General features: G+C 70.3%; 15 protein-coding genes. 7 read left to right on the plus strand and 8 right to left on the minus strand.

All coding sequences use genetic code 11. The annotated features are described in order from the left end of the window. The first annotated feature begins 11 nt into the window (after positions 1–11). The 4 genes from pabB to AB0A63_RS17510 are packed head-to-tail and all read left to right on the plus strand — an operon-like array spanning position 12 to position 4,460. Positions 12–2,057 carry an aminodeoxychorismate synthase component I gene (gene pabB, locus AB0A63_RS17495; RefSeq protein WP_360391866.1) on the plus strand — a complete coding sequence of 682 codons (2,046 nt, stop codon included), beginning with the start codon at positions 12–14 and terminating at the stop codon, positions 2,055–2,057. Next, entirely contained in the window at positions 2,054–2,941 is an 888-nt protein-coding gene (locus AB0A63_RS17500; protein ID WP_360391869.1) for a prephenate dehydrogenase/arogenate dehydrogenase family protein, read from the plus strand. The genes pabB and AB0A63_RS17500 overlap by 4 nt, the downstream gene beginning before the upstream one ends. After that, positions 2,938–3,240 (plus strand): chorismate mutase family protein, encoded by a 303-nt coding sequence (locus AB0A63_RS17505; RefSeq protein WP_360391872.1) that lies wholly within the window; start codon positions 2,938–2,940, stop codon positions 3,238–3,240. The genes AB0A63_RS17500 and AB0A63_RS17505 overlap by 4 nt, the downstream gene beginning before the upstream one ends. Further along, positions 3,237–4,460: a 3-deoxy-7-phosphoheptulonate synthase gene (locus AB0A63_RS17510; protein ID WP_360391875.1), complete on the plus strand. Its 1,224-nt coding sequence runs from the start codon at positions 3,237–3,239 to the stop codon at positions 4,458–4,460. The genes AB0A63_RS17505 and AB0A63_RS17510 overlap by 4 nt, the downstream gene beginning before the upstream one ends. 42 nt (positions 4,461–4,502) lie before the next feature. On the opposite strand, the gene AB0A63_RS17515 is transcribed toward AB0A63_RS17510, so the two are convergent. Continuing rightward, positions 4,503–5,687, minus strand: coding sequence for a Cmx/CmrA family chloramphenicol efflux MFS transporter (locus AB0A63_RS17515; protein WP_360391878.1), 1,185 nt, complete (start codon positions 5,685–5,687; stop codon positions 4,503–4,505). 317 nt (positions 5,688–6,004) lie between these two features. On the opposite strand from AB0A63_RS17515, the gene AB0A63_RS17520 reads away from it, so the two are divergent. From AB0A63_RS17520 to AB0A63_RS17530, 3 genes are all read left to right on the plus strand, one after another. Next, positions 6,005–7,249, plus strand: a complete 1,245-nt coding sequence (locus tag AB0A63_RS17520; protein ID WP_360391881.1) for a cation:proton antiporter — start codon at positions 6,005–6,007, stop codon at positions 7,247–7,249. A 40-nt stretch (positions 7,250–7,289) separates the two neighbouring features. Next, positions 7,290–8,216: an aldo/keto reductase gene (locus AB0A63_RS17525; RefSeq protein WP_360391884.1), complete on the plus strand. Its 927-nt coding sequence runs from the start codon at positions 7,290–7,292 to the stop codon at positions 8,214–8,216. Between the two features lie 142 nt (positions 8,217–8,358). Beyond that, positions 8,359–9,582, plus strand: coding sequence for a PQQ-dependent sugar dehydrogenase (locus tag AB0A63_RS17530; RefSeq protein WP_360391886.1), 1,224 nt, complete (start codon positions 8,359–8,361; stop codon positions 9,580–9,582). A 116-nt stretch (positions 9,583–9,698) separates the two neighbouring features. Here the strand turns inward: AB0A63_RS17530 and AB0A63_RS17535 are convergent, their stop codons facing one another. From AB0A63_RS17535 to AB0A63_RS17565, 7 genes are all read right to left on the minus strand, one after another. After that, entirely contained in the window at positions 9,699–11,429 is a 1,731-nt protein-coding gene (locus AB0A63_RS17535) for an AIPR family protein (RefSeq protein ID WP_360391889.1), read from the minus strand. Positions 11,430–11,453: 24 nt separating this feature from the next. Then, the gene (locus tag AB0A63_RS17540) at positions 11,454–14,531 is read right to left on the minus strand and encodes an ATP-binding protein (protein ID WP_360391891.1); all 3,078 of its coding nucleotides are present in this window, start codon (positions 14,529–14,531) and stop codon (positions 11,454–11,456) included. Between the two features lie 121 nt (positions 14,532–14,652). Continuing rightward, positions 14,653–15,300 carry a hypothetical protein gene (locus tag AB0A63_RS17545; protein ID WP_360391894.1) on the minus strand — a complete coding sequence of 216 codons (648 nt, stop codon included), beginning with the start codon at positions 15,298–15,300 and terminating at the stop codon, positions 14,653–14,655. A 169-nt stretch (positions 15,301–15,469) separates the two neighbouring features. After that, the gene (locus AB0A63_RS17550) at positions 15,470–18,061 is read right to left on the minus strand and encodes a DUF3962 domain-containing protein (RefSeq protein WP_360391897.1); all 2,592 of its coding nucleotides are present in this window, start codon (positions 18,059–18,061) and stop codon (positions 15,470–15,472) included. After that, complete coding sequence (locus tag AB0A63_RS17555; RefSeq protein ID WP_360391899.1) at positions 18,058–21,345, minus strand: hypothetical protein; 3,288 nt, start codon at positions 21,343–21,345, stop codon at positions 18,058–18,060. Before AB0A63_RS17555 ends, AB0A63_RS17550 begins: the two co-directional genes overlap by 4 nt. Then, positions 21,345–22,379 (minus strand): hypothetical protein, encoded by a 1,035-nt coding sequence (locus AB0A63_RS17560; RefSeq protein ID WP_360391901.1) that lies wholly within the window; start codon positions 22,377–22,379, stop codon positions 21,345–21,347. The genes AB0A63_RS17555 and AB0A63_RS17560 overlap by 1 nt, the downstream gene beginning before the upstream one ends. Next, complete coding sequence (locus AB0A63_RS17565; RefSeq protein ID WP_360391904.1) at positions 22,376–23,728, minus strand: PD-(D/E)XK nuclease family protein; 1,353 nt, start codon at positions 23,726–23,728, stop codon at positions 22,376–22,378. The genes AB0A63_RS17560 and AB0A63_RS17565 overlap by 4 nt, the downstream gene beginning before the upstream one ends. Between the last annotated feature and the right edge of the window lie 29 nt (positions 23,729–23,757).

A 23,757-nucleotide genomic window follows, 5' to 3' on the forward strand; every position in this document is an offset into this window, starting at 1 on the left:
AGGCGCAGCGCATGCGAACTCTTCTGATCGACAACTACGACTCGTTCACCTACAACCTCTTCCAGTACATCGGTGAGGTCGCCGGCCGCCCGCCCGTGGTGGTCCGCAACGACGCGGAGTGGTCCGACATCGACCTCTCCGAGTTCGACGCCATCGTGGTCTCCCCCGGTCCCGGTCGTCCCGGACGGCTGAAGGACTTCGGCATCAGCGCCCGCGCGGTGCTCGACAGCGACCTGCCGGTGCTCGGGGTGTGCCTGGGGCACCAGGGCATCGCGGAGCTGTTCGGCGCCACGGTCGCACTGGCGCCGGAACCGATGCACGGCCGCGTGTCCCAGGTCCGGCACACCGGCGAGGACCTCTTCGCCGGTCTGCCCTCGCCGTTCACCGCCGTGCGCTACCACTCCCTGGCCGTCACCGACCTGCCCGCCGAGCTCGACGCGACGGCGTGGACGGACGACGGGGTGATCATGGGGCTGCGGCACCGGCACCGGCCGCTGTGGGGGGTGCAGTTCCACCCCGAGTCCATCGGGAGCGAGTACGGCAGGGAGGTCCTGGCCAACTTCCGCAGGCTGGCCCTCGCCCACGAGCGGGCCGCCCACGAGGTCCTGGTGCGCCGCGTCGACGTGGCGCCGGACGGCGAGTCGGTGCGGGAGGCCTGCTTCGCCGGCGCGCGGTCGACGTTCTGGCTGGACAGCAGCGAGGTGATCGACGGACTGTCCCGGTTCTCGTTCCTCGGTGACGACAGCGGTCCGCTGGCCGAGCACATCACCTACCGGGTCGCCGACCAGACCGTCACGGTGCGGGACGCGCACGGCCGCACGACCCACGTCCGGCAACCGTTCTTCGACTACCTCCAGGAACAGCTGCACCGCAGGAGGGTGCCCGCTCCACCGGGACTGCCGTTCGAGTTCAACCTCGGCTACGTCGGCTACCTGGGCTACGAGCTGAAGGCCGAGACGATCGGGGAACCGGCCCACGTCTCGGCGCATCCGGACGCGGCACTGCTGTTCGCCGACCGCGCGGTGGTGCTCGACCACGCGGAGGGGTGCTGCTACCTGCTGGCACTCGCCGCGCCGGGTGCCACGGCGTGGCTCGACGACACCGAGGCGAGGGTGCTGGCGATCAAGCCGGCGACGGCCCGCGGGCGTGCGATCGCGCTGGCGGCACGGGACTGGGACTCCTTCGGCAAGGTCGCGATGCCGCGCCACGACAAGGACGCCTACCACGACCGCATCGAGGACTGCCTCGCCGAGATCCGGGCCGGGGAGTCGTACGAGATCTGCCTGACCAACATGATCACCGTGCCCTCCCGCGCACGGCCGGACCGGCTGTACTCGGCGCTGCGGGAGATCAGCCCGGTGCCCTACGGGGCGTTGCTGGAGTTCCCGGAGCTGGCGGTGCTCAGCGCCTCCCCCGAGCGGTTCCTGACCGTGGGCGCGGACGGCGGCGTCGAGTCGAAGCCGATCAAGGGCACCCGGCCGCGCGGCGGCTCCCCCGCGGAGGACGCCGCGCTGCGCGCCGACCTGCTCAGCCGGGAGAAGGACCGCGCGGAGAACCTGATGATCGTCGACCTGGTCCGCAACGACCTCAACGCGGTTTGCGCTGTCGGGTCGGTGCACGTGCCGCTGCTGTTCGACGTGGAGACCTACGCCCCGGTGCACCAGCTGGTGTCGACCGTCCGCGGCACGCTGCGGCCCGGTGCGACCGCGGTGGAGTGCGTGCGGGCGGCGTTCCCCGGCGGCTCGATGACCGGTGCGCCGAAGAAGCGCACCATGGAGATCATCGACCGGCTGGAGGACGGTCCGCGCGGCGTGTACTCCGGCGCGCTCGGCTGGTTCTCGCTCAGCGGAGCGGCCAACCTCAGCATCGTCATCCGCACCATGGTGCTCACGCCCGGGGTGGCGGAGTTCGGGGTGGGCGGCGCCATCGTGGCCCTGTCCGACCACGAGGAGGAGTTCACCGAGACCGTGGTCAAGGCGGGCGCGCTGCTCGCCGCGCTCGACCGGGCGGCGGGTGCCGCGCATTCGGCCGGCACGGTCGCGGGTGAGGTCGCGTGACGGCGCTGCGGCACGCGGTGGTGGCCGGGGGCGGAGGTGCGGTCGGCGCGCTGTTCGCCGCCCTTCTGAGGGACAGCGGCGTGACCGTCACCGCGGTGGACCTCGGCCCCGGCGACGGCGACGTCCTCCAGGGCGACATCACCGCACCGGACGCGGTGGTCGCCGCCGCCGTCGCCGCCGCGGACCTGGTGGTGCTCGCGGTGCCGGAGCCGGTGGCGCTGCGGGCGGTGAAACCGCTGGCCGGGCTGCTCGGACCGGGCGCGGTGCTCGCCGACACCCTGTCGGTGAAGTCGCGGCTGAGCGCCCGCCTCACCGACCTGCCCGGCGAGGTGCAGGTGGTGGGCCTCAACCCCATGTTCGCCCCCGACCTGGGCATGGCGGGCCGGCCGGTGGCCGCCGTGGTGGCACGCGGCGGACCGGGTGTCGACGCACTGCTCGACCTCGTGCGCCGGTGGGGCGGGCGGGTGGTGCGCTGCACGTCCGGCGAGCACGACGCCACGGCGGCCGCCACCCAGGCGCTGACCCACGCGACGGTGCTGTCCTTCGGGCTGGCGCTGGCCAGGCTGGGGGTGCCGGCGGATCGGCTGGCCGCCACGGCACCGCCACCGCACCTGACCCTGCTGGCCCTGCTCGCCCGCATCACGAGCGGCCGGCCCGAGGTCTACCTGGACGTCCAGGAGGCCAACCCGCACGCGGCGGGTGCCCGGCAGGCGCTCGCGGACGGCCTGCGCGCGTTCGCCGCCGCCGTGGAGGAGGGCGAGGCCGGTGTCGCGGCCGCCTTCGGTGAGATCCGCGCCCTGCTCGGCGACAGGTGCGCCGAGCACGAGCGGCGCGCGCACGACGTGTTCACGACCATGCACTGCCACGCTGAGGAGCTTCGATGACCGAACACGACGGCCTTGCGCAGTTGCGCGAGGAGCTGGACCGCCTGGACGCGGAGCTGCTCGACATCGTCCGCGGCCGGCTGGACTGCGGCCTGCGCATCGCGGCGTACAAGTCGGCCAACGAGGTCCCGATGATGCAGCCCCACCGGGTGCGGCTGGTGAAGGAGCGCGCGGCCCGGTACGCCGCGGAGCACGGGATCGACCCCGGTTTCCTGGTGCGGCTCTACGAGCTGCTCATCCAGGAGATGTGCCGGGTCGAGGACGTCGCGATCGCCGCGGCCGCCGGGAGCGGCAGGTGACCGCCGCCGACCGGCTGGTCCCGGTCCTCGACTCCCCGGCCGCGCTCGTGCGGGCGGAGATGGCCGCACGCACCGCACGGCAGCAACCCGTCTGGCCGGACCAGGACGCCGTGGACGGGGTTGAAGCCGAGCTGGCCGGACTGCCCGGTCTCACGACCGAGGACGAGGTGGTCGACCTCGCCCTCGGCATGGCCCTGGTCGCCGAGGGCGCCGCGCTCGTGCTGCAGGGCGGTGACTGCGCGGAGCGGTTCCACGAGGCCGTGCCCGAACTGGTGCGGCGCAAGGTCGACCACCTGCAGGGGCTCGCCGCGATGATGCGGGCGGGCAGCGGGCTCGCGGGCGTGGCGGTGGGCAGGCTGGCGGGGCAGTACGGCAAACCCCGGTCCTCACCGTTCGAACCCGACCCGTTCGAGACCGGGCTGATGGCCAGCTACTGCGGTGACGCCGTGAACGACCCGGAACCGGACCCGTTGCTGCGGGTACCCGACCCGCGCCGGCTGCGCACCGCCTACGACTGCTCGCAGGTCGTGCTGCGCGAGGTGCGGCGGGCCTGGTGGGGAAAGCCGTTGGAGGAACGCGTCTACACCGCGCACGAGATGCTGCTGATGCCCTACGAGCGGCCATTGGTGCGTGACGGCGTACGTGGTGCGTACAGCGCGGGTACGCACTTCGGCTGGATCGGCGAGCGCACGAGGGAGATCGGGGGCGCCCACCTGGCGCTCGCGGCAGGGGTGCGGAACCCGCTGGGGGTCAAGATCGGTCCCACCGCGACACCGGACGACGTCGTGGCGCTGACCCGGCACCTCAACCCGGACGGTGTTCCCGGCCGGTTGAGCCTGATCCTGCGCTACGGAGCGGAGCAGGTCGACGAGCTGCTGCCCGCCGTGGTCGCGGCGGTCGCCAGGAGGGGCACGCCGGTGGTGTGGCTGTGCGATCCCATGCACGGCAACGGGCTCAAGCTGCGCGGGGTCAAGACCCGGCTGATGGCGGCGATGCGGGCAGAGGTGACGTCGTTCGTGCGGGTCGTCGCCGGGTACGGACTCCGCCCCGCCGGGTTGCACCTCGAACTGACGCCGGACCCGGTGACCGAGTGCGTGTCCGGAACGGACGACGAACCGTCCTTCCCGGACTACCGGTCGACCTGCGACCCGCGGCTCAACCCGGAGCAGTCGGTGGCGCTGATCGCCCACTTCCTCGACCGGCTGGCCTGGACCGGGTGAACGCTCAGGGGGTCACCCGCGGGCGACCCCCTGAGCCGGGGATCACACCGCCTGCACCTCGGCGCGCTGCCCGGCGCCGGCCCTGGTGCGCGCGGCCAGCAGCCCGGCACCGCCGACCAGCAGGGCCGCGACCACCAGTGCGGCGCTGACCAGCAGCGGAGAGCGGAAGCCCGCGCCCGCGCTGATGGCCGCACCTCCCAGCACGGGTCCCACCGCGGCGCCCACGTTGAGCGCCGCGGTGGCGAAACCACCGGCGAGGGTCGGAGCGCCGGCGGCGGAGTAGAGGGCCTGGGAGATCAGCGTCGAGCCGACCGCGAACGAGAGCGTGCCCTGGATGAACATGAACACGAGCGCCACGACCGGGTTGCCCGCCGTGGCCGCGAACACGAGCCAGCCTGCGAGCAGCGCGACGGCGCCGACCGACAGCAGGCCCGTCGGGTTGCTGTCGGCGAACTTGCCGCCGAGCGTGACACCGGCGAACGAGCCGAGGCCGAACAACAGCAACGCGAGCGGCACCCAGCTCGGCGACATGCCCGCGACATCGGTGACGACCGGGGCGAGGTACGTGAACGAGCAGAAGGTCGCGCCGTTCACGAGAGCGCCCAGCACCAGCACGATGATCAGGCGTGGCGTGCGCAGCGCACGCAGCTCGTGCAGTGCGCTCGGGGCGTTGGGATCGGGCGCGGTGCCCGGAACCGACCGCAGGATGGCGAACACCGGCGGCACGGACAGCACCGCGACCGCCCAGAACGCGGAACGCCAGCCCCACAGCTCACCCATGTACGCGCCCGCGGGCACGCCCGCGATGCACGCGATGGTCACGCCGCTGACCAGGACCGCGGTCGCCTTGCCCTTGGTCTTGTCGTCGACCATCGAGGCCGCGGCGGCGATGCCCACGGCGAGGAAGCCGGCGTTGGCGAGGGCGGCGACGACCCTGGTGACGAGCAGGACCGAGAAGCTGTCGGTGAGTGCGCCGACGACGTGCATCAGCAGGAAGACGACGAGGAACGCCAGCAACGAGGTGCGGCGCGGCCAGCGCAGGCTCAGCATCGCCACCACGGGCGCGCCGACGATCATGCCGACGGCGAAGGCGGAGATCAGCGAACCCGAGGCGGGGATCGACACGCCCAGCTCGACGGCGATGTCGGGCACGAGCCCGGACAGCATGAACTCGGACATCCCCATGGCGAAGACCGCCAAAGCGAGGACGTACACGGCAAGAGGCATTTCAGAACTCCTGGAACCGCAAGAGAAGAGGTGTCAGCCGGCGGTGCGCGGTGCGCGCACGGCAGCGCCCCGGAACGAATCCGGGGTGTGGGTGATCTCGATGCGGTGGCTGGGACCGGAAAGCCCGGACAAGGGCGAGGTCCACGTGCGTCAGCGCCGGAAGAGCGCGACAGCGACGAACGCCACCGGAGAGGTCCGGTGGCTACCTACTGGAAGCCTCTGGGCTGGACACGCCGGTCAACATACCAACGCCGTTCCCGCGTTGTCCAACCGCTTCCACCCGAACGACCGACGACCGATCCCGGAGTGACTCCCCCATGACCCCACTGAACACGCTCCTGTTCCTGTTCGCGCTGGCGGTGGTCCTGGTGGCCGCCCAGCTGCTGGGCGCGCTGGCCAAGCGGCTCGGGCAGCCCGCCGTGGTCGGCGAGATCGTCGCGGGTGTGCTGCTCGGCCCGACGCTGTTCAGCGGCGCCGTTCCCGCCGCGCTCTTCCCCGCGGACGTCCGGCCCGGCCTGACCGCGCTGGCCAGCGTCGGCGTCGCGGTGTTCATGTTCGTCATCGGGCTGGAGCTCGACCAGAAGCTGTTGCGCGGCAAGGGTGGTGCCGCCACCGGTGTGGCCGTGGGGGCCATCGCGCTGCCGTTCGGCCTGGGGTGCCTGCTGGCACTGCACCTGGCCGGCGACCACGAGCACCGGGGACCGCTCCTGGCGTTCGTCCTCTTCTTCGGCGCGGCGATGTCCATCACCGCGTTCCCGGTGCTGGCGCGCATCCTGGTGGAGCGCGGCCTGCACCGCACGAACGTGGGAGGGCTGGCCATCGCGGCCGCGGCGATCGGTGACGTGGTGGCGTGGTGCCTGCTGGCCGCGACGCTGACCTTCGCCGCGGGCCGGAGCGCCTGGCAGACCGTGCTCGTCGTGCCGTACGTCCTGGTCATGCTGTTCGTCGTGCGCCCGGTGCTGGCACGACTGGTCGCCGCGCACCAGCGCACCGGCCGGGCCCTGCCCGCGGGTGCGCTCGCCGGTGTCGTGGTGTTCGCGGTGGTGTCCGGCGGGGTGACCGAGTGGCTGGGGCTGCACTTCATCTTCGGGGCGTTCTTCGCGGGCGCGGTCGTCCCGCGTGCCGGAACGGAGAGGCTGCGCGAGGAGGTCATCGGCCGGGTGGATCCGCTGGGCTCGGTGCTGCTGCCGGTGTACTTCGCGGTGGCGGGCCTGGGGGTCGATCTGTCCACAGTGGACCTGAGTGGCGCCGGCGAGCTCGCGCTGATCCTGCTCGTCGCGATCGCCGGCAAGTTCTTCGGCGCCTATCTCGGCGCCCGCGCGTGCGGCCAGGACGTCCGGCACGCCCGCACGCTCGCCGTCCTGATGAACACCCGCGGCCTCACCGAGCTGATCATCCTGGGCGTCGGCCTGGAGACCGGACTGCTGGACGCCTCGCTGTACTCGCTGATGGTCGTCATGGCGGTGGTGACCACGGCGATGACCGGCCCGCTGCTGAGCCTGGTCCACCCGCGCACCCGCGTCAGCCCTCCGGACCGCTTCCTGCCGGCGACGAAGTCCTGACCCACCAGGAGAACTCACCGTGACCAGTTCCTTTTCCCTCTTGGACTCCCCGCTCCCACCCCTGGCCGTCGGCACGATGTACTTCGGCACCCGCGTGCCCGCCGCACACGCGCATGTTCTGCTGGACCACGCGATCGAGCTCGGCGCGTCCTTTGTGGACACGGCGAACAACTACGCGTTCTGGCACCCCGGCGCCACCGGCGACGAGTCGGAGAACTGCATCGGCGACTGGCTGGTGAGCCGACGGCGCAGGGACCGCGTCACGCTGGCCACGAAGGCCGGTGCCCGTCCGTCCCACCCCGGCGGCGACCTGTCCACCGCGCTCGGGCTGAGCGCACCGGCGGTCACGGCGCAGGTCGAGGCGAGCCTGCGGCGGCTGCGCACCGACCACGTCGACCTCGTGTACGCCCATGTCGACGACCGCTCGGTCGCACTGGAGGAGACGGTCGGGGCACTGCAGGACCTGGTCGCGCGGGGTCTCACCCGGGCCATCGCCTGCAGCAACACGTCCGCCGCCCGGCTGTCGGCGGCACTGGCACTACCGGGACCGCGCTATGCGGCGGTGCAGAACCGCTTCACCTACCTCCAGCCCGATCCCGGCCACGACCCGGCCCCGCACGTGCTGCTGGACGACGAGGTGCTCGCGGCCGCGAGCGCGGGCCGCGTCCTCCCCGTGGCGCACTCCGTGCTGCTCGGCGGCGCGTACACCCGCCCGGACCGCCCCCTCCCGGCCCCCTACCTCCGGCCGGGCACCGCGGCCGCGTTGTCCGCGCTGGACGAGGTCGCGGCGGAACACGACCTCGACGCCGGGCAGGCGGTGCTCGCCTGGATGGTTCGCCGTCCGGCCGCCGTCCTGCCGATCGTCGGCTGTTCCACGCCCGCTCAGCTGGAATCGGCGTGGCGAGCGGTGCACACGCCGTTGTCCGATCGCGCGGTCGAGGCACTGGAGGCCGGCCGGTCGTCGTGACCAGGGCGGTGGAGGCGGCCGGTCCTGTACTCCTTCTGCGACCGGAGGCGTCAGGACGGCGGCTCGATGCGGCCGGGAGGGCGCGGTAGATTGGGAGCGCTCCCAGAACGTGTCCTCCACACCCTGCTCGAGGAGCCGAACCATGTCGCGACGGCGTTGTCGCCGGTCCACCCTGCTGGCCGGCCTGCTCATCCTGGCCTCGTCCGCGTTCCCGTCACCCTCGTCGCCGGCGGCCGGCACCGCCGCAGCCGAGACGTACCGCACCCGCGCGGTGCCACTCACCCAGTTGACCGTGGTGTCCGAACGGGTGGCGTCCGGTCTGCGGCGTCCGATCGCGATCACCGGGCTGCCGGACGGGCGGATGCTGATCGCCGAGAAGGACGGCACCGTCCGCGCCTACCACCCGGACACCGGCTTGGCGGCCGAGCCGGTGCTCGACCTGACCGCCCGCATCGACACGTCGGACAACGAGCGCGGCCTCCTGGGCATCACTCCCGCGCCGGACTTCGCGCGGACCGGACTCCTCTACGTTGCCTACACGAGCCTGCCGGCCGGTGCGCTCACCCTGGCACGCGTGCCCCTCGGCGCCCCGGACCGGTTGCAGGTGCTGCTCACCCAGGCGCACGCCGAGTACGGCAACCACAACGGCGGACAGGTCGCCTTCGGCCGTGACGGGTACCTCTACTGGTCGACGGGCGACGGCGGCCACGCCGACGACCCGTTCAAGTCCGGTCAGGACCTCGGCACCCTCCTCGGCAAGATCGTGCGGATCGACGTCAACCGCACCTGCGGGGCGCAGCCCTACTGCGTGCCCCGCAACAACCCGTTCGTCGGCGTGCGCGGCGCGCGGCCGGAGATCTGGCTCTACGGGCTGCGCAACCCGTGGCGGTTCTCCGTCGACCCCGTGGACGGCTCGCTGTGGATCGGTGACGTCGGCCAGGGCCTGGTGGAGGAGGTCAACCACATCCGCCCGTGGCAGGGCGGGGCGAACCTCGGCTGGTCCTGCCGGGAAGGCACCCCGGTGTTCGACCAGGGGCAGTGCAAGCCGGGCGTCCGGTACACCGACCCGGTCTTCGAGTACGACCACTACAACGACAACTGCTCGGTGACCGGCGGCGTGGTGTACCGGGGTTCGCGGACCCCGCAGGCACGGGGGACCTACGTGGCGAGCGACTACTGCTCGACCCGCGTGTTCGCCGTGCGCCCCAGGTCCGACGGCGGCTACGACACCGCCACGATCGGCAACTTCCCCACCCAGCCGAGCGCGATCGGCACGGACGTGCACGGTGAGCTGTACGTGCTCAGCGACCTGCCGGGAGGGCTCAGCCGGGTCCGGTTCGAACTGGTCCAGCCGGGTCAACGCTGAAGCCCCGGCGTGCTCCCGCATTTGCACGACTTCAGGACGACCTCGCGCTGACCTGCAGGAGTCTTGTTTTTCGCAGGTCAGCGCGGTGTCAGCTCTGGGTTCACGGCCAGAGCAGGTCAGGGGCAGGTCGAGTTGAGGATTTCGTTGCTGACGCGTTTGGTGAAGCGTTGGGTTCTGGCCAGTTCCCGGGCGGCCACGCCTTCGGCCTGTTCCGTGTCGATCGCGCGTTGCAGGGGCGTCAGCAAGTTCAGGACGAGCCCTTCCGCTGCCGACTTGTCCCACATCACGTCGAGGATCCGCTTGCACTCGCGTTCCGCCGTGCGGGAGGTGTGCTGGACCGGCGCCCGGCCCAGCACCCGGAGCTTGATCGCGTTGAGGATGTGGAAGCGGTAAGGAGCGTAGGACTTCGGGATCCGGCCGTTGCGCAGCAACCAGTCCAGGCGGTAGAAGGCGGCGGCCGCCGTGTAGTAGACGACCGGCTGGTGGCCCTCGGCGAACAGGTTGCCGCTGCCTGAGGAGATCAGCGACCGGTACTGGCCGCGGCGAGTGGGCTCGTTCAAGAACATGGCGGTGTAGGAACGGACCAGCTGGGCACGGGTGATGATGCGGGTCTTCACGACCGTGTGGTGCTCGTACTGCTTGGTCCTGCGCTCGTAGAAGAGCCTCCGCTCCGGGTCACGACTGTGCGTGAAGTAGTCCTCCAGCAACCGGTGGAAGCTCTCGCGGATCGTCAGGTCTTCTTCACTGATGGTGGTCTGCCGGTTCGTCGCGCCGACGATGCCGTTGATGACGTCCTCGTCGTGCGAGTGCACGATCCGCACACTGACGTGCACGTTGTCGGTGAGTTCGGCCCGGTGTTCGAACAGCACGTGGCAGGTCTGGCAGCCGTTCACGATCTCGAAGTCGTCGAGGTAGATGTCGTCACCCACCACGTGCAGGCCATGCGTGACTATCGTGATGCCGTTGTTCAGGACGGCGAACCGCTCACGTCGCGACGGATCGCGCAGGGTGTTCGCGATCTCGCGGTTCACCGGGTTGTCGTCACCGAGGTAGTCGCGGACATTGCCGTGGAACAACGTCCTGCGCAGCCTGCCGGACTCGTCGGAAAGGATGTGCGACACCAGGTCCCTGGCCGACAGCAGGCCGAGCAGCGCCTGCTCGACGTTCGGTACCTTCGGCACGGACACCTTGCGCGGCATGGGGAACTGGACCGCCACCTTCGTCGTTGCCCGCCGGTACAGCTGGCGGAGCTCGTCGCGGGTCACGCAGCGGAAGTCGACCCGGTCGAAACGACCGAGGCTTCGCAGGCGCTCGCCGGCGGAGGCCGCCTTGCTCGCCACCATGTCCGCGACTCGATCTCCGGTCGTGACGTAGTGGACGTGGAGCTCCGGCAGCGCGCCCGACAGCTTCGCGATGTTGCCGTACACCGCCTCCAGGCACTCGCGGAAGTTGGCGATGTCCCCGGACGCCGCATAGGGCAGGCTGCCCGTACCGGTGATGTGGCTGAGGTTGTCGGCCAGGTCGGAGATCACCCGGCTGTCGAATCCCGCCGTGGTCTTGGCCTGGATCACGACGATCTGCACGTCCACCCGGCGCGACCGCTGGATGTGGGCCCGGACATCGGCCGCGTCCCGGAACAGGATGCCGTCGACGAGCACTCCGATCGCGTCGATGCCCAGGTCGTTGCCGCCACCCGTGCGGAACTCGTCCGGGTTGAACTCCTCCTCGTAGTAGGCACTCAGCACGCAGTACGCTGCGAACACCTCGAACGCCTCGCTCTGCGTCAGGTCCGCGAGCGCGTAGTTCGTCTGGAACTCGTCGACCAGCTTGGCGATGATCTGGTCCATTGTGGTGACCTCTTCTCACGGAGCTCAGTCGGTGCGTGCCCGGACCAGGACTTCCTCGGGGGTGAGCGCGCTCGACGGGTGGTGGCTCAGGCACATGGGCGACTTGACCTTCTGGAACGGCCTGCCTTCCGCGACCGAGTAGAACTCGCCCGCGGTCAGTCGCGAGATGTCCGGCACGGTGCTGGACTTGGCTGAGGCCATCTCCTTGGCCGCGGCCACCTGCACCGGGCTGTTGATGAACCCGAAGTACTGCGTGGCGGCGTTGCCGACTATCTGGTTGTGGATCCCCTTCGGAGCCTGGGTGGCGAACACCAGGCCGAGGCCGTACTTCCTCGCCTGCGACGCCAGCGCGAGCGTGCTCGTCGTGCAGGCGGTCATCACCCCTGACGGGGCGAGCGTCTGCGCCTCGTCCATGACGAACAACCCGCCGAGCGGGCGGTCACCGGCCGGGTTCGCCTTGATCCAGGCGAACATGGCCATCTGGAGCTGGTTGACGAAGCCGCGGCGCTGGTCGTCGTTCTGCAGTCCGATCATGCTGATCACCGAGATCCGGGCGCGCTTGCCCGGCGCCGGTGTGAGCAGCACACCGGGATCGAGTGGCGCGCCCGATCCGCCGAAGAGCGGATCGTTGATCATCGCGGCAAGCAGCGTCTGCGCCACGTCACCGGCGATCGCGGTGGCGTTCGCGAGCTGGGTCACCTCCTCCGGGAGGTCGGTGAGGTAGTCCAGGAACGACCTCAGCCCCGAACCACCGGCTTGGGCGAACGACGTCAGCGCCTCGCGCAGCACGGCCTTCGTGCGCTCCGCCTTGGCCGTCGAACCATCGGCACGGGCACGTGGCGCCAGTGCCGCGACGGCGATGTCCAGCGCGAGGGCGAACTCGTCCGGGTCACCGAGCACGTCCGCGAAGTCCGGCAGCGGCTGGAAGCTGATGGGCCTTCCCATCTCCCGGCGGGGTGTCCAGACCAGGACGTCGGTGTTCGCGAGGTAGTCGGCCGCCTTCTCCGGGTCTTCCGGCGCCCACCCGCTGGGCGGCTGGGGCCACGCGTCGCCCAGCCGCGCCAGGTCGCTGTTGGGGTCGAGCACGATCGCCGACACGCCCAGGAGGGCGCACTCCTCGATGATGCGGCGGATGAGCACCGTCTTGCCCGAGCCGGAGCCCGCGAAGATGACGGTGTGCTTGCGCAACGACTCCAGCGACACGTGCACCGGCTCGCCGGTGTCCGCCCGGTTGCCGAGGGAGATCGACACCGGCGGAGCGGACGGGTGTTGCCGCGACAAGTCCGGGTCATCGGTCGGCCACTCGCCGTGTGCCTGCACGGCCACGTCATCCGGTTCCGGCTCCGGCGGACCGGGCGAAGGTCGCGTCTGCTCGTCAGGAGGCCCGAACACCAGGCGGAACAACGCCGTTCCGCTCGCCGGCTTCCGCAGGTGCAGCCACTCGTGCAGCTCGACGCCCGGATGTTCGAGCATGAGCTCCAGCGCCGCGAACGTCCGCAGGTCCTCCACATCGACGCTCTCCACCAGCACACCACCGGCGGCGCGGAACTCCGCGAGCGCCTTCTTGGTACTGGGGGAGCTCATTGACCACGTGCCGGTGCGCAAGAGGTACGCGAGGCGCTTGCCGGTGTGGGGGTCGACTTCTGAGCTCACCCGCAGTCGTTCGATCCGGTTCTTCGCCGCGCGGGTGTTGTCGGTCGAGATGCCGCGGAACGACCAGAGGACCGCGTCCTCGGTCGTGTCGTCGAGCACCAGTTTGAACCTCGAGTGCAGAGCGGGGTTACTCCCACCTCGCACCTCGTCCACTTCATAGTCGCGCCCCTTCTCCCCCAGCTCGTGCCGGTACGCGGTCAGCGCTGCGCTCAGGAGCGCGGTCATCCGCTTGTCCTCGGTGTCCTTGTGGACAGCCGGGCTCGGGTCGGCTTCGTCGCGCAGCTTGGCGAACGACTCGTCCAGCGGGGCGAGTCGTTCCTCATCGAGGCGGAAGGACTGCACCGGGGGAACCCCGTTCCGCCGCACTGCCACGACCTGGTCGAGCGACCGCAGCTCCACCACCTGTTCGTTGTCCAGACAGGACGCGATGTGGTCGTTGATGCGTTTGAACAACTCGCGCGGGGTGTACTGGGTCGCGTCCGCGAACGCCTCCGGGTGGACGGGCCAGGTGGGGTGCGGCGGGGTGAACCCGCAGTCCTTGAACCGCGGCGCGAACCGCGCGGCGACCAGCGCCCGGCCCGTCTCCGCCGTGGAGATGGTCCGAAGACGCAGCTCCTCGCGGAAGCGGTCGACCGCGGCCCGGTGCGCGAACTTGCGGATGGCCTCCCAGGCGGGGAACTGGCACGCGACGATCAACAGCGACCGGCGCGCCGCCTCACGCAGCTCCATCAGGCCCGTGCCGATCTCGTCGAACAGTTCGTTGCGCGGCAGGACGAACGGCGAATCGTACGTCGACTGCGTCGTGATGCCGGCCTGTGCGATGAGAGCGTCGATCTGATCGATCGCGAGCAGGCTCGCTCCCGTCATGCCGAGCAGACCGGAGATCTCGCGGACCATCTCGTGCGGGTGCTTCGGATCGGGGTGGATGCCCCACGCCGCGCGTTCGCCGGGGACCAACTCGCTGCCCGACGTCAGGTACGCCTCGCCGATCTCCTGCACGGTCGGATCGACGGCCGCGAGCAGGACCAGTGCTCGCGCCGTGTGCCGAGACTGCCGGCCTTCCGCCGGGTTCACCTCGCGCAAGGCGACCACGACCCGGTCGAGGGCCTCCTTCGTCACCGGTTCCTCACCGATCACCTGGCGGCGCACCTCGTCGGGTAACGAGAGAACGTCCGAGAAGCGGTGCAGGAACGTGGACAGCTGCGATTCCGCGGCGGCGTCCGGCTGGTACAGGCCGTCGCGGAACGAGTGGACGATGTTCTGCCAAAAGTTGTTCCCGTGCACCAGCCTGATCAGGAAGAAGTAGCCACCACGGCGCTGGACCTCGACGCGCACGGCACTCAGCAAGTGGGTCTTGCCCGCGCCCTGCTGCCCCGTCACCGCGATGCCGAGCGGGTTCGTCGTCGGATCCACGTCGGCGTCGGTGAAGGCGCTGAGCACCGTGTTCACCACATCTGCGTTCAGTTGTTCCACGTGTGCCGGCGGCGGTGCCCACACGGCGGTGGATGTCGGCGCCCAGTCGAACCTCAGGTTGTTCAGCGCACGCCGTTCCGCGTGGTCCACGGCGGCCTCAGGAAGCCTTGACGGACAACAGGTGCTTTGCTTCCCCGCCGAGCCTGACCGCCGCCGCGCGATCGGCGTCGGTCAGGAGCTTCTGGTTCATCTCGGGGGTGAGGAACACCGACGGCAGCTCGGCGACGCGGTGCACGGCCGCGTCGAACTCAGGCGCCTCCACGTCGGGCAGCGCCCCGCGCAGCTCGGCGAGGCCCACCCACGCTCCGGGATCGCTGACTAGCCGGTGGTAGGCGGAGAGGATGCGTTCATCCACAGTGGACTCGATCTCCCGATCGGCCTCGGCTTCCCATTCCGTGTACGCGTCGGCGAGTTCCAGACCGTGCTTGACGAAGATCCTGTCCACCCATTGGAGAACGCCGTACAGCAGCCGGTCCTTTCGCTGCACTCCGGCAGGAGAGGCGTCCGCCAACTGCTCACGACAGCGTTTCCAGCCGACTTCAGTCAGTTCGTGGACCCACGCGTTCCTGTGCGCCTTGGACTGCTCAGCCTCGATCAGTTTCTGGTCCACGAGGCTCTCTCGGACCGTCCTCTCGATGGTGAAGCCGTATGAATCCAGTATTTCAGGGTTGGATGCGCTTCGGCCGATCATCAACAGCGCCAGCAAAGCGGATTTTTCCGGGATGCTGAGCGGTTCGTTCGCCATCTGTGCTCTCCGGTGTCCGATGATGATCGTCAGTCGACCCTAGCGGCGATGTCACGTGTACGCACACATGTCGCCCGGCTGGACCAACCTCCGCAAAAAAGTGGAAAAATTGTGGACGCGATTCCAGGTCGTAGCAGAATCGCTCGTTTGTTCGAATTCCAGGTCACCTTTACCGATTTTCGCCGACCACGTATTCCTCTGCTCGTTTCGCGAGATGCAGGGCGAGCGGCACGGCGAGCGGTACGTAGTCGTCGACGTACCTGAGCTGGTGCACCAGCGCAGCCCAGGTCCGCGGTTCCTCGGGCTCGCCCGTGGTCGTCATCCGGCTCGCGAGCACGGTGAGTTCGCGGATCTCGGGGTTCCAACCTCGGACGTTGACACCTTTCGACGCCACGCCGTCGCGGTACTTCACCGCTTGGTTGGGTGCGGCACCTTGGACCGGGACCTCGGTGATGCTCTGGAACACGCGGTTGTCTGCCTCGGCGTCGAACGGGTGCCAGATGCCGCTCGCGTGGCCCGCGAACCTCGCGTCGTCGCGCGGCGCATACCACTGCGGCACCTCGTCCCGCCCACCGCTGTCGCGGATCACGACAATCCGCAGGTCGGGACCGAACAAAGCGGTGCGCTGGGCCGGCCAAGAGCCGAAGCCGAGTGAGTCGGGCACCATCGAGCTGTTGAGGAGCCACGGCCACGAGTGGCGCAAGTTCCCCGCCTGCACCAGCAGCAGCGTCGGCGTCCCGCGGATCTGGAAGAGCAGCGACCTGATCCGGCGTTCCGCTGCCGCACGCTGTTCCGCCAGCGACAGCCACGCGCCCCCGTCCTGTTCCGCATCGACGTCCCCGTGCAGGCTCAGCAGCAGCTCGCGGTACGACACCCAGCTCTTGCGGTGTTCGTTCCAGCCCTCGACCCGCTGGCCGTGTTCGGCCGGACGGATGCGCACCGCCACCAAGGCGCGCCGCGCGGTGCGAGCCGTGGTGTGGTTCTTCCGGATCATCCAGAGGCCCACGTACTGGAGGTCCGGCGGGATCGCCGCGCCGAGGGTGTGCTCCGGTGGCAGCACGGCGCCGAGCTGGCGAAGGCCGTCGAGGATCGAGGAGCGGGCTCTGTCCGCGAGCGCTGTCGTCTCCGTGGTGATGAACTGGCTCACCCGGCGTGCGTCCGCGCAACCTAGGCGGATCGCGCTCTTCGGATCGCGACCGGGACCGAACTTGTCCGCGTCGCGCAGCTCCACGAGGACGAGGCGGATCGGCGCGTCCAGGGGTGGTGCGCCGAAGTGCCGGATGATCATTTCGCGGCGGTCACGGGTCGCCGCCGCGACCGCGCGTGCGCGTGCCCTGCCCCAGGAGCGGGACACCGGCAGATCCGTCACGACCTCCTCCCACGTGGCCGCGTCCAGCCGCACCTCCAGTTCGGGAGTGCGCCAGTGTGGAGCGGAGGCCGGGTCGAGGTCGAGGACGTCGCACAGCGCGACGACGAGGGCGTCACGGGTCCGGTCGTTCTCGTGGCGAACGTCGATGTCCAACGCGCCTCCGCCGAGCGCGGCAGCGCAGGCCAGCCGTCGCGCGCGGCCCTTCAGCACCTTGCTCGCCGCCTTCGCCTCGTCGTTCTTGTCGCGGCGCCACACTTGGGGTTTGCCGAGCAGCGTCGCCTTGGTCAGGTCCGTGGCGCGGCGGAGGACTCCGGTGAGCGACTCCTCGACCCATTCGTCGAAGTGACGTCGCTCGACGGGCATGAGTCCCGATTTCGCCGCGTGGGCTCCCATCGACGTCGAATGGGCCACCCAGACCGAGACACCGTTGCGGCCGAGCGCCCACTCGGTGGGGTTGTCGATCAGCTCCTCAGCGGTGGGCAGCGTGAAGGCGGAGCTGTACTCCGGCAGCAGCGTCATCAGGCCGTCGGCACGCCATGCCGGTGCGCCGAGCCGGGGATCGTGACGAACACCGTTGGCGATCAGCCTCGGCACTCCGCCGTCGCGGATCGTCCACGGCAGGGGCACCTGCAGGCAGGCGGTCACCCCGCGCTGGGGATCCAGTTTCACCGGTTCACCGGTCACCCAGCGGCGGACGCCGTAGGTGACGTGCACCCTGGGCAGGTCCGAGAACGGCACGGTGTGCAGGGAGACCCGGATCAGCAAGGAATGCCGCCAGTCCCGGCCGCGGCTGACGTGCGACTGGGGCGGCCACGACACCAACTCGGTGCCCCGGGCCGAGGACACCACCCGGAACGACAGCTCCGTCCCCTCGTGGTGATAGGTGCGTGCGGCCAGCCGCGCCGCGACCACTTCGGGCACCAGGTGGTACAGCCGACGATGGGGGTTGGCCGTACCGCCCTTGGTCAGTGTGGTCTCGGTCAGGTCCACGGAGGTGGACTTCCACGCCGGCATGGCGTCTTCTAGAGCGTCGAGCAGGGCGTCCACCTCCTCTCCGTCAGCATCGCCGTGGCGGGACAGGATGCGGGTCAGCCATGCGTTCGTGAGACGGATCATCGCGTCGTGCGGCACGTGGTCAGCCGCGTAGAGCCACGGCATCTGGTCATCGGTCGCCACGCCCGGAGCGGCGAGCACGTCCGGCACGGCGCCCTGGAGCAACGAGTTGAACTGCTTGATCGGTGCTGTCCACCGCGGGTCCTTGCGGGGGAACTGCTTCGCGAACCGCTGAATCACCTCCGCACGCCACTCGCGGGCGAAGGCGATGACTTTGAAGTCGTGCGACCACGGATCGCGGCCGAGGTCGTATGCGGTGAGCCGAACCGTCGACGTCATGTGTTGTGCAGGCCTTCCGTCGCATTCGCCAGGCATCTGCCGAGCGCCGTCCACAGCGGCCCGTACAGCTCGCGCACGAGTTGCCGTTCGTGTGCGGGGATCGCCGTATCGGCCTTGGGGGAGCAGTAGCGGTCCAGCACCGAATGCATGGAGACGAGCAGGCTCGTCTCCGCGGTGTCCTTCCGCCCGTGCGCCAGTTCTGGGGCGAACGCCGCGTCCACGAACACGACCCGCGCGGGTACCCCACCTCGTACCAGGCGGCCGATCACCTGCCAGATCACGACCAGCAGGTCCCAGGTGACCGACTCGCGGTCGTCACCCAGGTCCCGCCACGTCATGCTGCGGGCCACCACCCGGCGCCATTGCGTGCGGGCCACGGACCGGAACGCCCTGGCCGCCTCGTCGAGCGAGCCTGCCGAAGCGGTCATGGCCCGGAACCGGCCGTCCCGGCGAACTCTGGACGCCCAGTCGTTTACCGCGTGCACGGCGAGGGCCAGGTCGTCGGGCCGCGGGCTGGGGCGGACGAGGAAGAACACGGAGCCGATCGCGGCGACCCGGTGCTCGTTGAGGATGTTGTGCCCGCGTTCGACCGCCAGCAGAGGCGCGATCAAGAGGTCTGCGCGCGTCAACGCGAGCGTGTCGACGTCGCCACGCCGCAGCACCGGTGCCTGGTGTTCCGCAGGCTCGATGATCTCCTCGTCATCTGCGACGAGCCGGAACACCTTGTCCCGCCACCGCTTCATGCCGTGCAGGAGGTCGGCCACCAACTCCGCCTCCTCGTAGCTGCCGACCAGCAGCAGGATGCGGCGCCGGTAGTCGTCGGCGATGTCCGCGAGCTCGTCTTCGAGGACGCTGACCTGCCCGTCCGGCGCTTGGGCGAGCCGCGTGACGATGCCGCTCAACGCACGTGGCCGGTCATCGAGTGATGTGCCGGAGACGCGCACAGGGATTTTGCCGTTGCGCACGGGCGCGAAGCGGAAGTCGCTCTCCGAGGCGATCCGTTCGATCTCCGCCCTCTCCGGCGCGAGCAGCGCCCGCACCGGCACGTCCAGGTGGTACCGGCTCGACGACCCCGCCCAACTGCTGCCGGACAGCAGCACCACGTGCGGCCCAGGCCGGTTGTCGGCTTCCGGCAGAACCGCCATGGCCTTGAGCAGGTCGCGACCGACACCGATGCAGTGGAAGAACCTCAGCTCGCCGCTCACCACACCGCCGTCGTCCCTGCCCTCCGGCAGGAACTGGAAGCCGATCACATCACCCATGGGCGGTTCGGGAATCATCGGCCCGTAGTCGTCCGGCACCCGGAAGCCCAGTGCGGTGTCCAGGTTGAGCACGGCCTCGACGCGCGGCCACATGACGGTCATCAACGCCAGCTTCGGTTCGAGCGCCGAGAGCAGCAGGGTGAACTCGAACCGCATCACCCACCGGTCCAGCCACTCCTGGCTGGGGATTTCCCCGTCGCGGCTGGTCAGCTCGGCAAGAGCATCCCGCAGCTCCAGCCGGGTGCGCCGCAACGACGTCGCGTGCAGCAGCTCACTGGTCAACCGCACGAGCGACGGGTTCGCCGGCGGGAAGCTGCGGCGTTCGCCGAACGGGTTGTCGCGGAAGCGGTCGAGTTCGCCGAGCAGCGCGTCGCGGGCCGCCTCGTGCGGATCCGGCGCGGAGCCCGCCGAACGGGGGTGGCGGTCCGCTGCGAGCCTGCGGTGCAGGAGCCACGCGCTGAAGTGCCCTTCTCGCAGCCACTGCCTCAGGTCGTGGTGGCGCACCAGCAGCGCGTAGATCCGGTCCGTGGCCGCGCAGGCGGTGTTGACTGCCGCCGACCACGCCTGGACGTCGTTGTCCGACAGCGGAATGCGAGCGCGGTCGACGAGCTGGCCGATCTTGTGCGCGTGGACCTTGTCGAGCCACGACACGGCGCCGCGCCCTACCAGCGTGTCCACCGGCGCGAACTGGGAGTCGAGCGTGATCTGCACCCGGTCGACCTCGTCCACGACGACGACGTCGCTGCGCCGGCACGCCAGCTCCAGGAACCGGATCCGTTCGGCGTTCTGCGGCCAGGGCACGGCCGTGCTCACCAGGCTTTGCGGCGTCGCCACCCACACGTCCGCCGCGACGAGCTCGTGAGCGGAGTGGTGACGCGGGCAGGCCGACCAGAACGGGCACGCTCGGCGGGCGTCGGCACCGGCCTTCACACCTCTCGGACGGAGCTTGGCGCAGGGGGCGTGCCGGTAGGGCGGCGGTGGCTGGTCGTCGCCGCAGAGTGCGGCAAGGGCGCACGACGTGCCCACGTGGTCGAAGCCCGCGTCGACGTGCCCGAGAACGCCGGGTGCACCGCGACCGGCGAGTCTGCGGTGCAGCCGCTCGGCGTGCCGCACCCTCGTCCCCGCACCGATGACCGGGGCGGCCCTGACACCGTGGGTGCCGAACAGGTCGACCAGCTTCAACGCTTCCGCGACGTCACCGACGACAAGCGTGACGCGCAGCCCCAGCTCGACGACCGCGTGAACGGTCAGAACGTCCCGCAGGGTGCTCTTGCCCGCACCGACGATCCCGAGCAGGTGGGTGAGGCCGTCGAGGTCGATCGTCTCGCTCTCCGCGAAGCGGTCCCCCGTCAGCGACAGCAGGGAGACCCGGCTGAGGCGTCCTTCCCACTCGGCGTGGGCGGTCGAGTCCATGTCACGTGCGGTCGCGAGGAGCGCCGACTTGTCGATCTTGAGGGGTTTGCCCTCCCCTCGCAGCGGATCGTCCAGGCGATGTCCTGCCGGTGGCGGCAGGTCGAGTACCGGTAGCGTCACTGCCCTCAGTTCCTCTCCGGCGACGAACGTGTGCGGACCGGGTCCGGCGACTCTCAGGCCGCTGCCGGCGAACGGCGCGGCTTCGCGGAGCAGCCGCTCGTAGACGGACCAGCGTTCCGGTGCGGTGGACACCGGCCGGCGTGCGGGCGGCCGGTTCAGGTCGATCTTCTGATAGCCGCGCAGCTCCTCGTCCAACTCGTCGTAGTCTGCGAGCGCGGACTGCCAGGCGGCGGGGCTCCGCATGGTCCACAGTTCGTACCGCGCGGTCCGCAGCACGTCGTCGAAGCCGTTGATCCCGCGTTCTCGCGCGAACGGGAAGCCGCTGAACAGCGGCCACGCCTCGGTGACCGGCGCACCGGGCAGCACCGTCTGGGCGACGAACAGCCCGAACTCCGTCGTGAACATCTTGTGCAGGACGTCGCCAGGAATGCGGTAGATCTCCGCCAGCGGGGCGGACATGGTGTGGAACAGCTGTCTCGAACTCCGCATCACGCCTCGTTCCGCTTCGCCGAACCACCGACCAGGTCCACCAGTTCCGAGTCGGCCACGAGCGTCGGCGCACCGGGCAGGAGACTGCTGAACATCACCCGGTAGCCGGACCTCGACCACAGGCGCTCCCCCGGTACGACCACGAGAGGGCTGCGGTCGCGCCAGGCCGACCTGTTTACAGCGCGGGCCAGCAGTGCCGGGTCACCGTGGTCGAACGTCAGCACGAGCCTGTGGCCGCCTTCAGGCCAGTCGATCCGCAACCCCTCGGCTTCGCACGTCACCGCCGCGTCATGGTTCCGGGCCAGCTTGGCCACGGCCTGCTCCACCCGGCCGACACCACCGATCGTCCGTCGCGCCGCCTCGGCGAGCACCAGGCTTCCCGTCGCGGGTAGCAGCTCCGGTGGCTGGTCCGCTGCGGCGCACGTCTCGCGTTCACAGACCCAGCCACCGCCGGGCAGCGGCACGGACAGCGCGTGACAAGCGGTGCAACGGGCCACCTCGCCGCGCCGGACGAGCGCCCTGGGAACAGGCCCGTAGAGACCGCGCACCAGGCGCCACGTGCGGCGGGTGGCCCGGTCACCGGCGAGCTCGGTCACCACGTCGTCCGGCACGACCTGGTGCTCGGCCAGGAACAACCGGCACTCCAGATGCCGGTCCGGTTCGGCGGTCACACTGAGGTGGTCCCGGACCGGATCGGATCGCACGGCACCGCTGTCCTCCGCCCATTCCCGGCACAGCCCCGTCGGACGCGACCGCCGGACGTCCACCAGCAGCCCGTCACCACCCAGGACCTCGTCCGGTAGCCGCAACGGCCAGTCGGCCAGCGGCCGGGACCCGCACCACCCGACCAGGCCCGGCAGGCTGCGGGGTGGGAGCGCACCGCGGGACAGGCACGTCAAGGTGAGCTGGTCCAGTGCGGACTGCGCGCGGTCCGGGTAGGGCGTCGCGAAACCGGTCGCCGGATCCGCCTCGTCGAGGTCCAGCACGGCCAGGGCGACCGCGTGCACCAGCGCGACGTCGTCGTCCGCCGTCACGGAGCGACCTCCGCCTGGCCGGCCGGGCACCACCGCACCACTTCGCAGGTGCGACAACCTGGGCCGGGGTGTGCGGGGAACTCGTCGTCACCGTGCCACGGCGCGGCCAGCGACGTGACCACGGCCTCCGCCTCCGCGCGGACAGCGGGATCCCGGACGTCGTAGATGCGCAGGTCGTTGCCATCCGGGTGGAGCAGTTCGAGCTCTACCCGTGGATGGGGACCGGCGTCGCGAATCGCGCCCTGACCGAGCAGCACGACGGCCAGGGCGAGTTGCGGGATCTCCGTCAGCGTGCGGAACAGCCGGTCCGGGTCCGAGCGAGTGGTCTTGAGCTCTCGCCAGACCAGGGAGTCACCGTCCCGGTAGAGCAGGTCGGGTTTCGCGATCACGACCACGTCGGCGGCGGTGTCGTCGAACGTGAGAACAGGCTCCATGCGGAGTTCCGACGGCGCCAGCGAGAGCGGGCACACCTCCGCGTGGTGCCGCAGCATCGCCGTGCCGGCCGCGATCTCACGGGCAGGCAGCTCGCGGTCCGGCCAGGTGTCGGGCACATCGGGAACGCAGCCGGCACCAGACCGGTGGCGGTGCTCGACGTAGGCGTGGACGGCACGGCCCCGTTCGGCGGCAGGACCGTGCTCGACCGCCGCGGCTTTCGGAAGTCGCAACCGCCCCAGGTGGTCCCGTGCCGGACACTCGCGGTACTTGCGGGCGTTGGTGACGGACCACGTGCGGCGCGGCCGGCTCCGGTCCGCGATGCCGAGCACGCCGGGGGTCTCGACCCGTTCCGGGCAGACCGCCCTGAACCGGCACTCCACACATGGCTCACCCGGCCGGTACTCATCACCGTCGACGGCGTTCCTGAGCGCATCCCGGCCGTGCTCCCGGTAGTGCTCGAGCACCTCTGCGCGCGTCCGGTCGTACACCAGGGCGGCCTCGCCGGTCAGACAGGAGAACTCCCTGATCCGCACCCGTTCGGGCGCGGGCTCACCGCTCGTTGCCACGAATCCCGCGACGGCGAGCTCTCCCGTACCCCGCTTCCCGTTGCGAAAGCCGATCATCCTCAGCTCGTTGACACCGTCAGCGGTCCGGTACCTCCTGCCCCACGCGTTGATCTCGTAGTGCCGGACGCCGCGCTGGTCGGGTTGAGCCAGCCTGACGACCTGCTGCCACGGCATGCGGACGGGCATTGCTTCGTCACCGCCGAATGCTTCGAGGTAGCCCGCCACCGCATGCCTCGTCCACTCCGCGATCCCGTCGTGGTTGTACCGGCCACGCGTGGGAATGAGCGCCCTGCGCACGGCCTCGGCCGCTTCGACACCGCCGAATTCGACGAGGTCGAGCGCCGCCATGAACGGACCGAGCGGAAAGTCGTTGAGCT

The sequence above is a fragment of the Lentzea sp. NPDC042327 genome (assembly GCF_040647275.1).
Classification (GTDB): domain Bacteria; phylum Actinomycetota; class Actinomycetes; order Mycobacteriales; family Pseudonocardiaceae; genus Lentzea.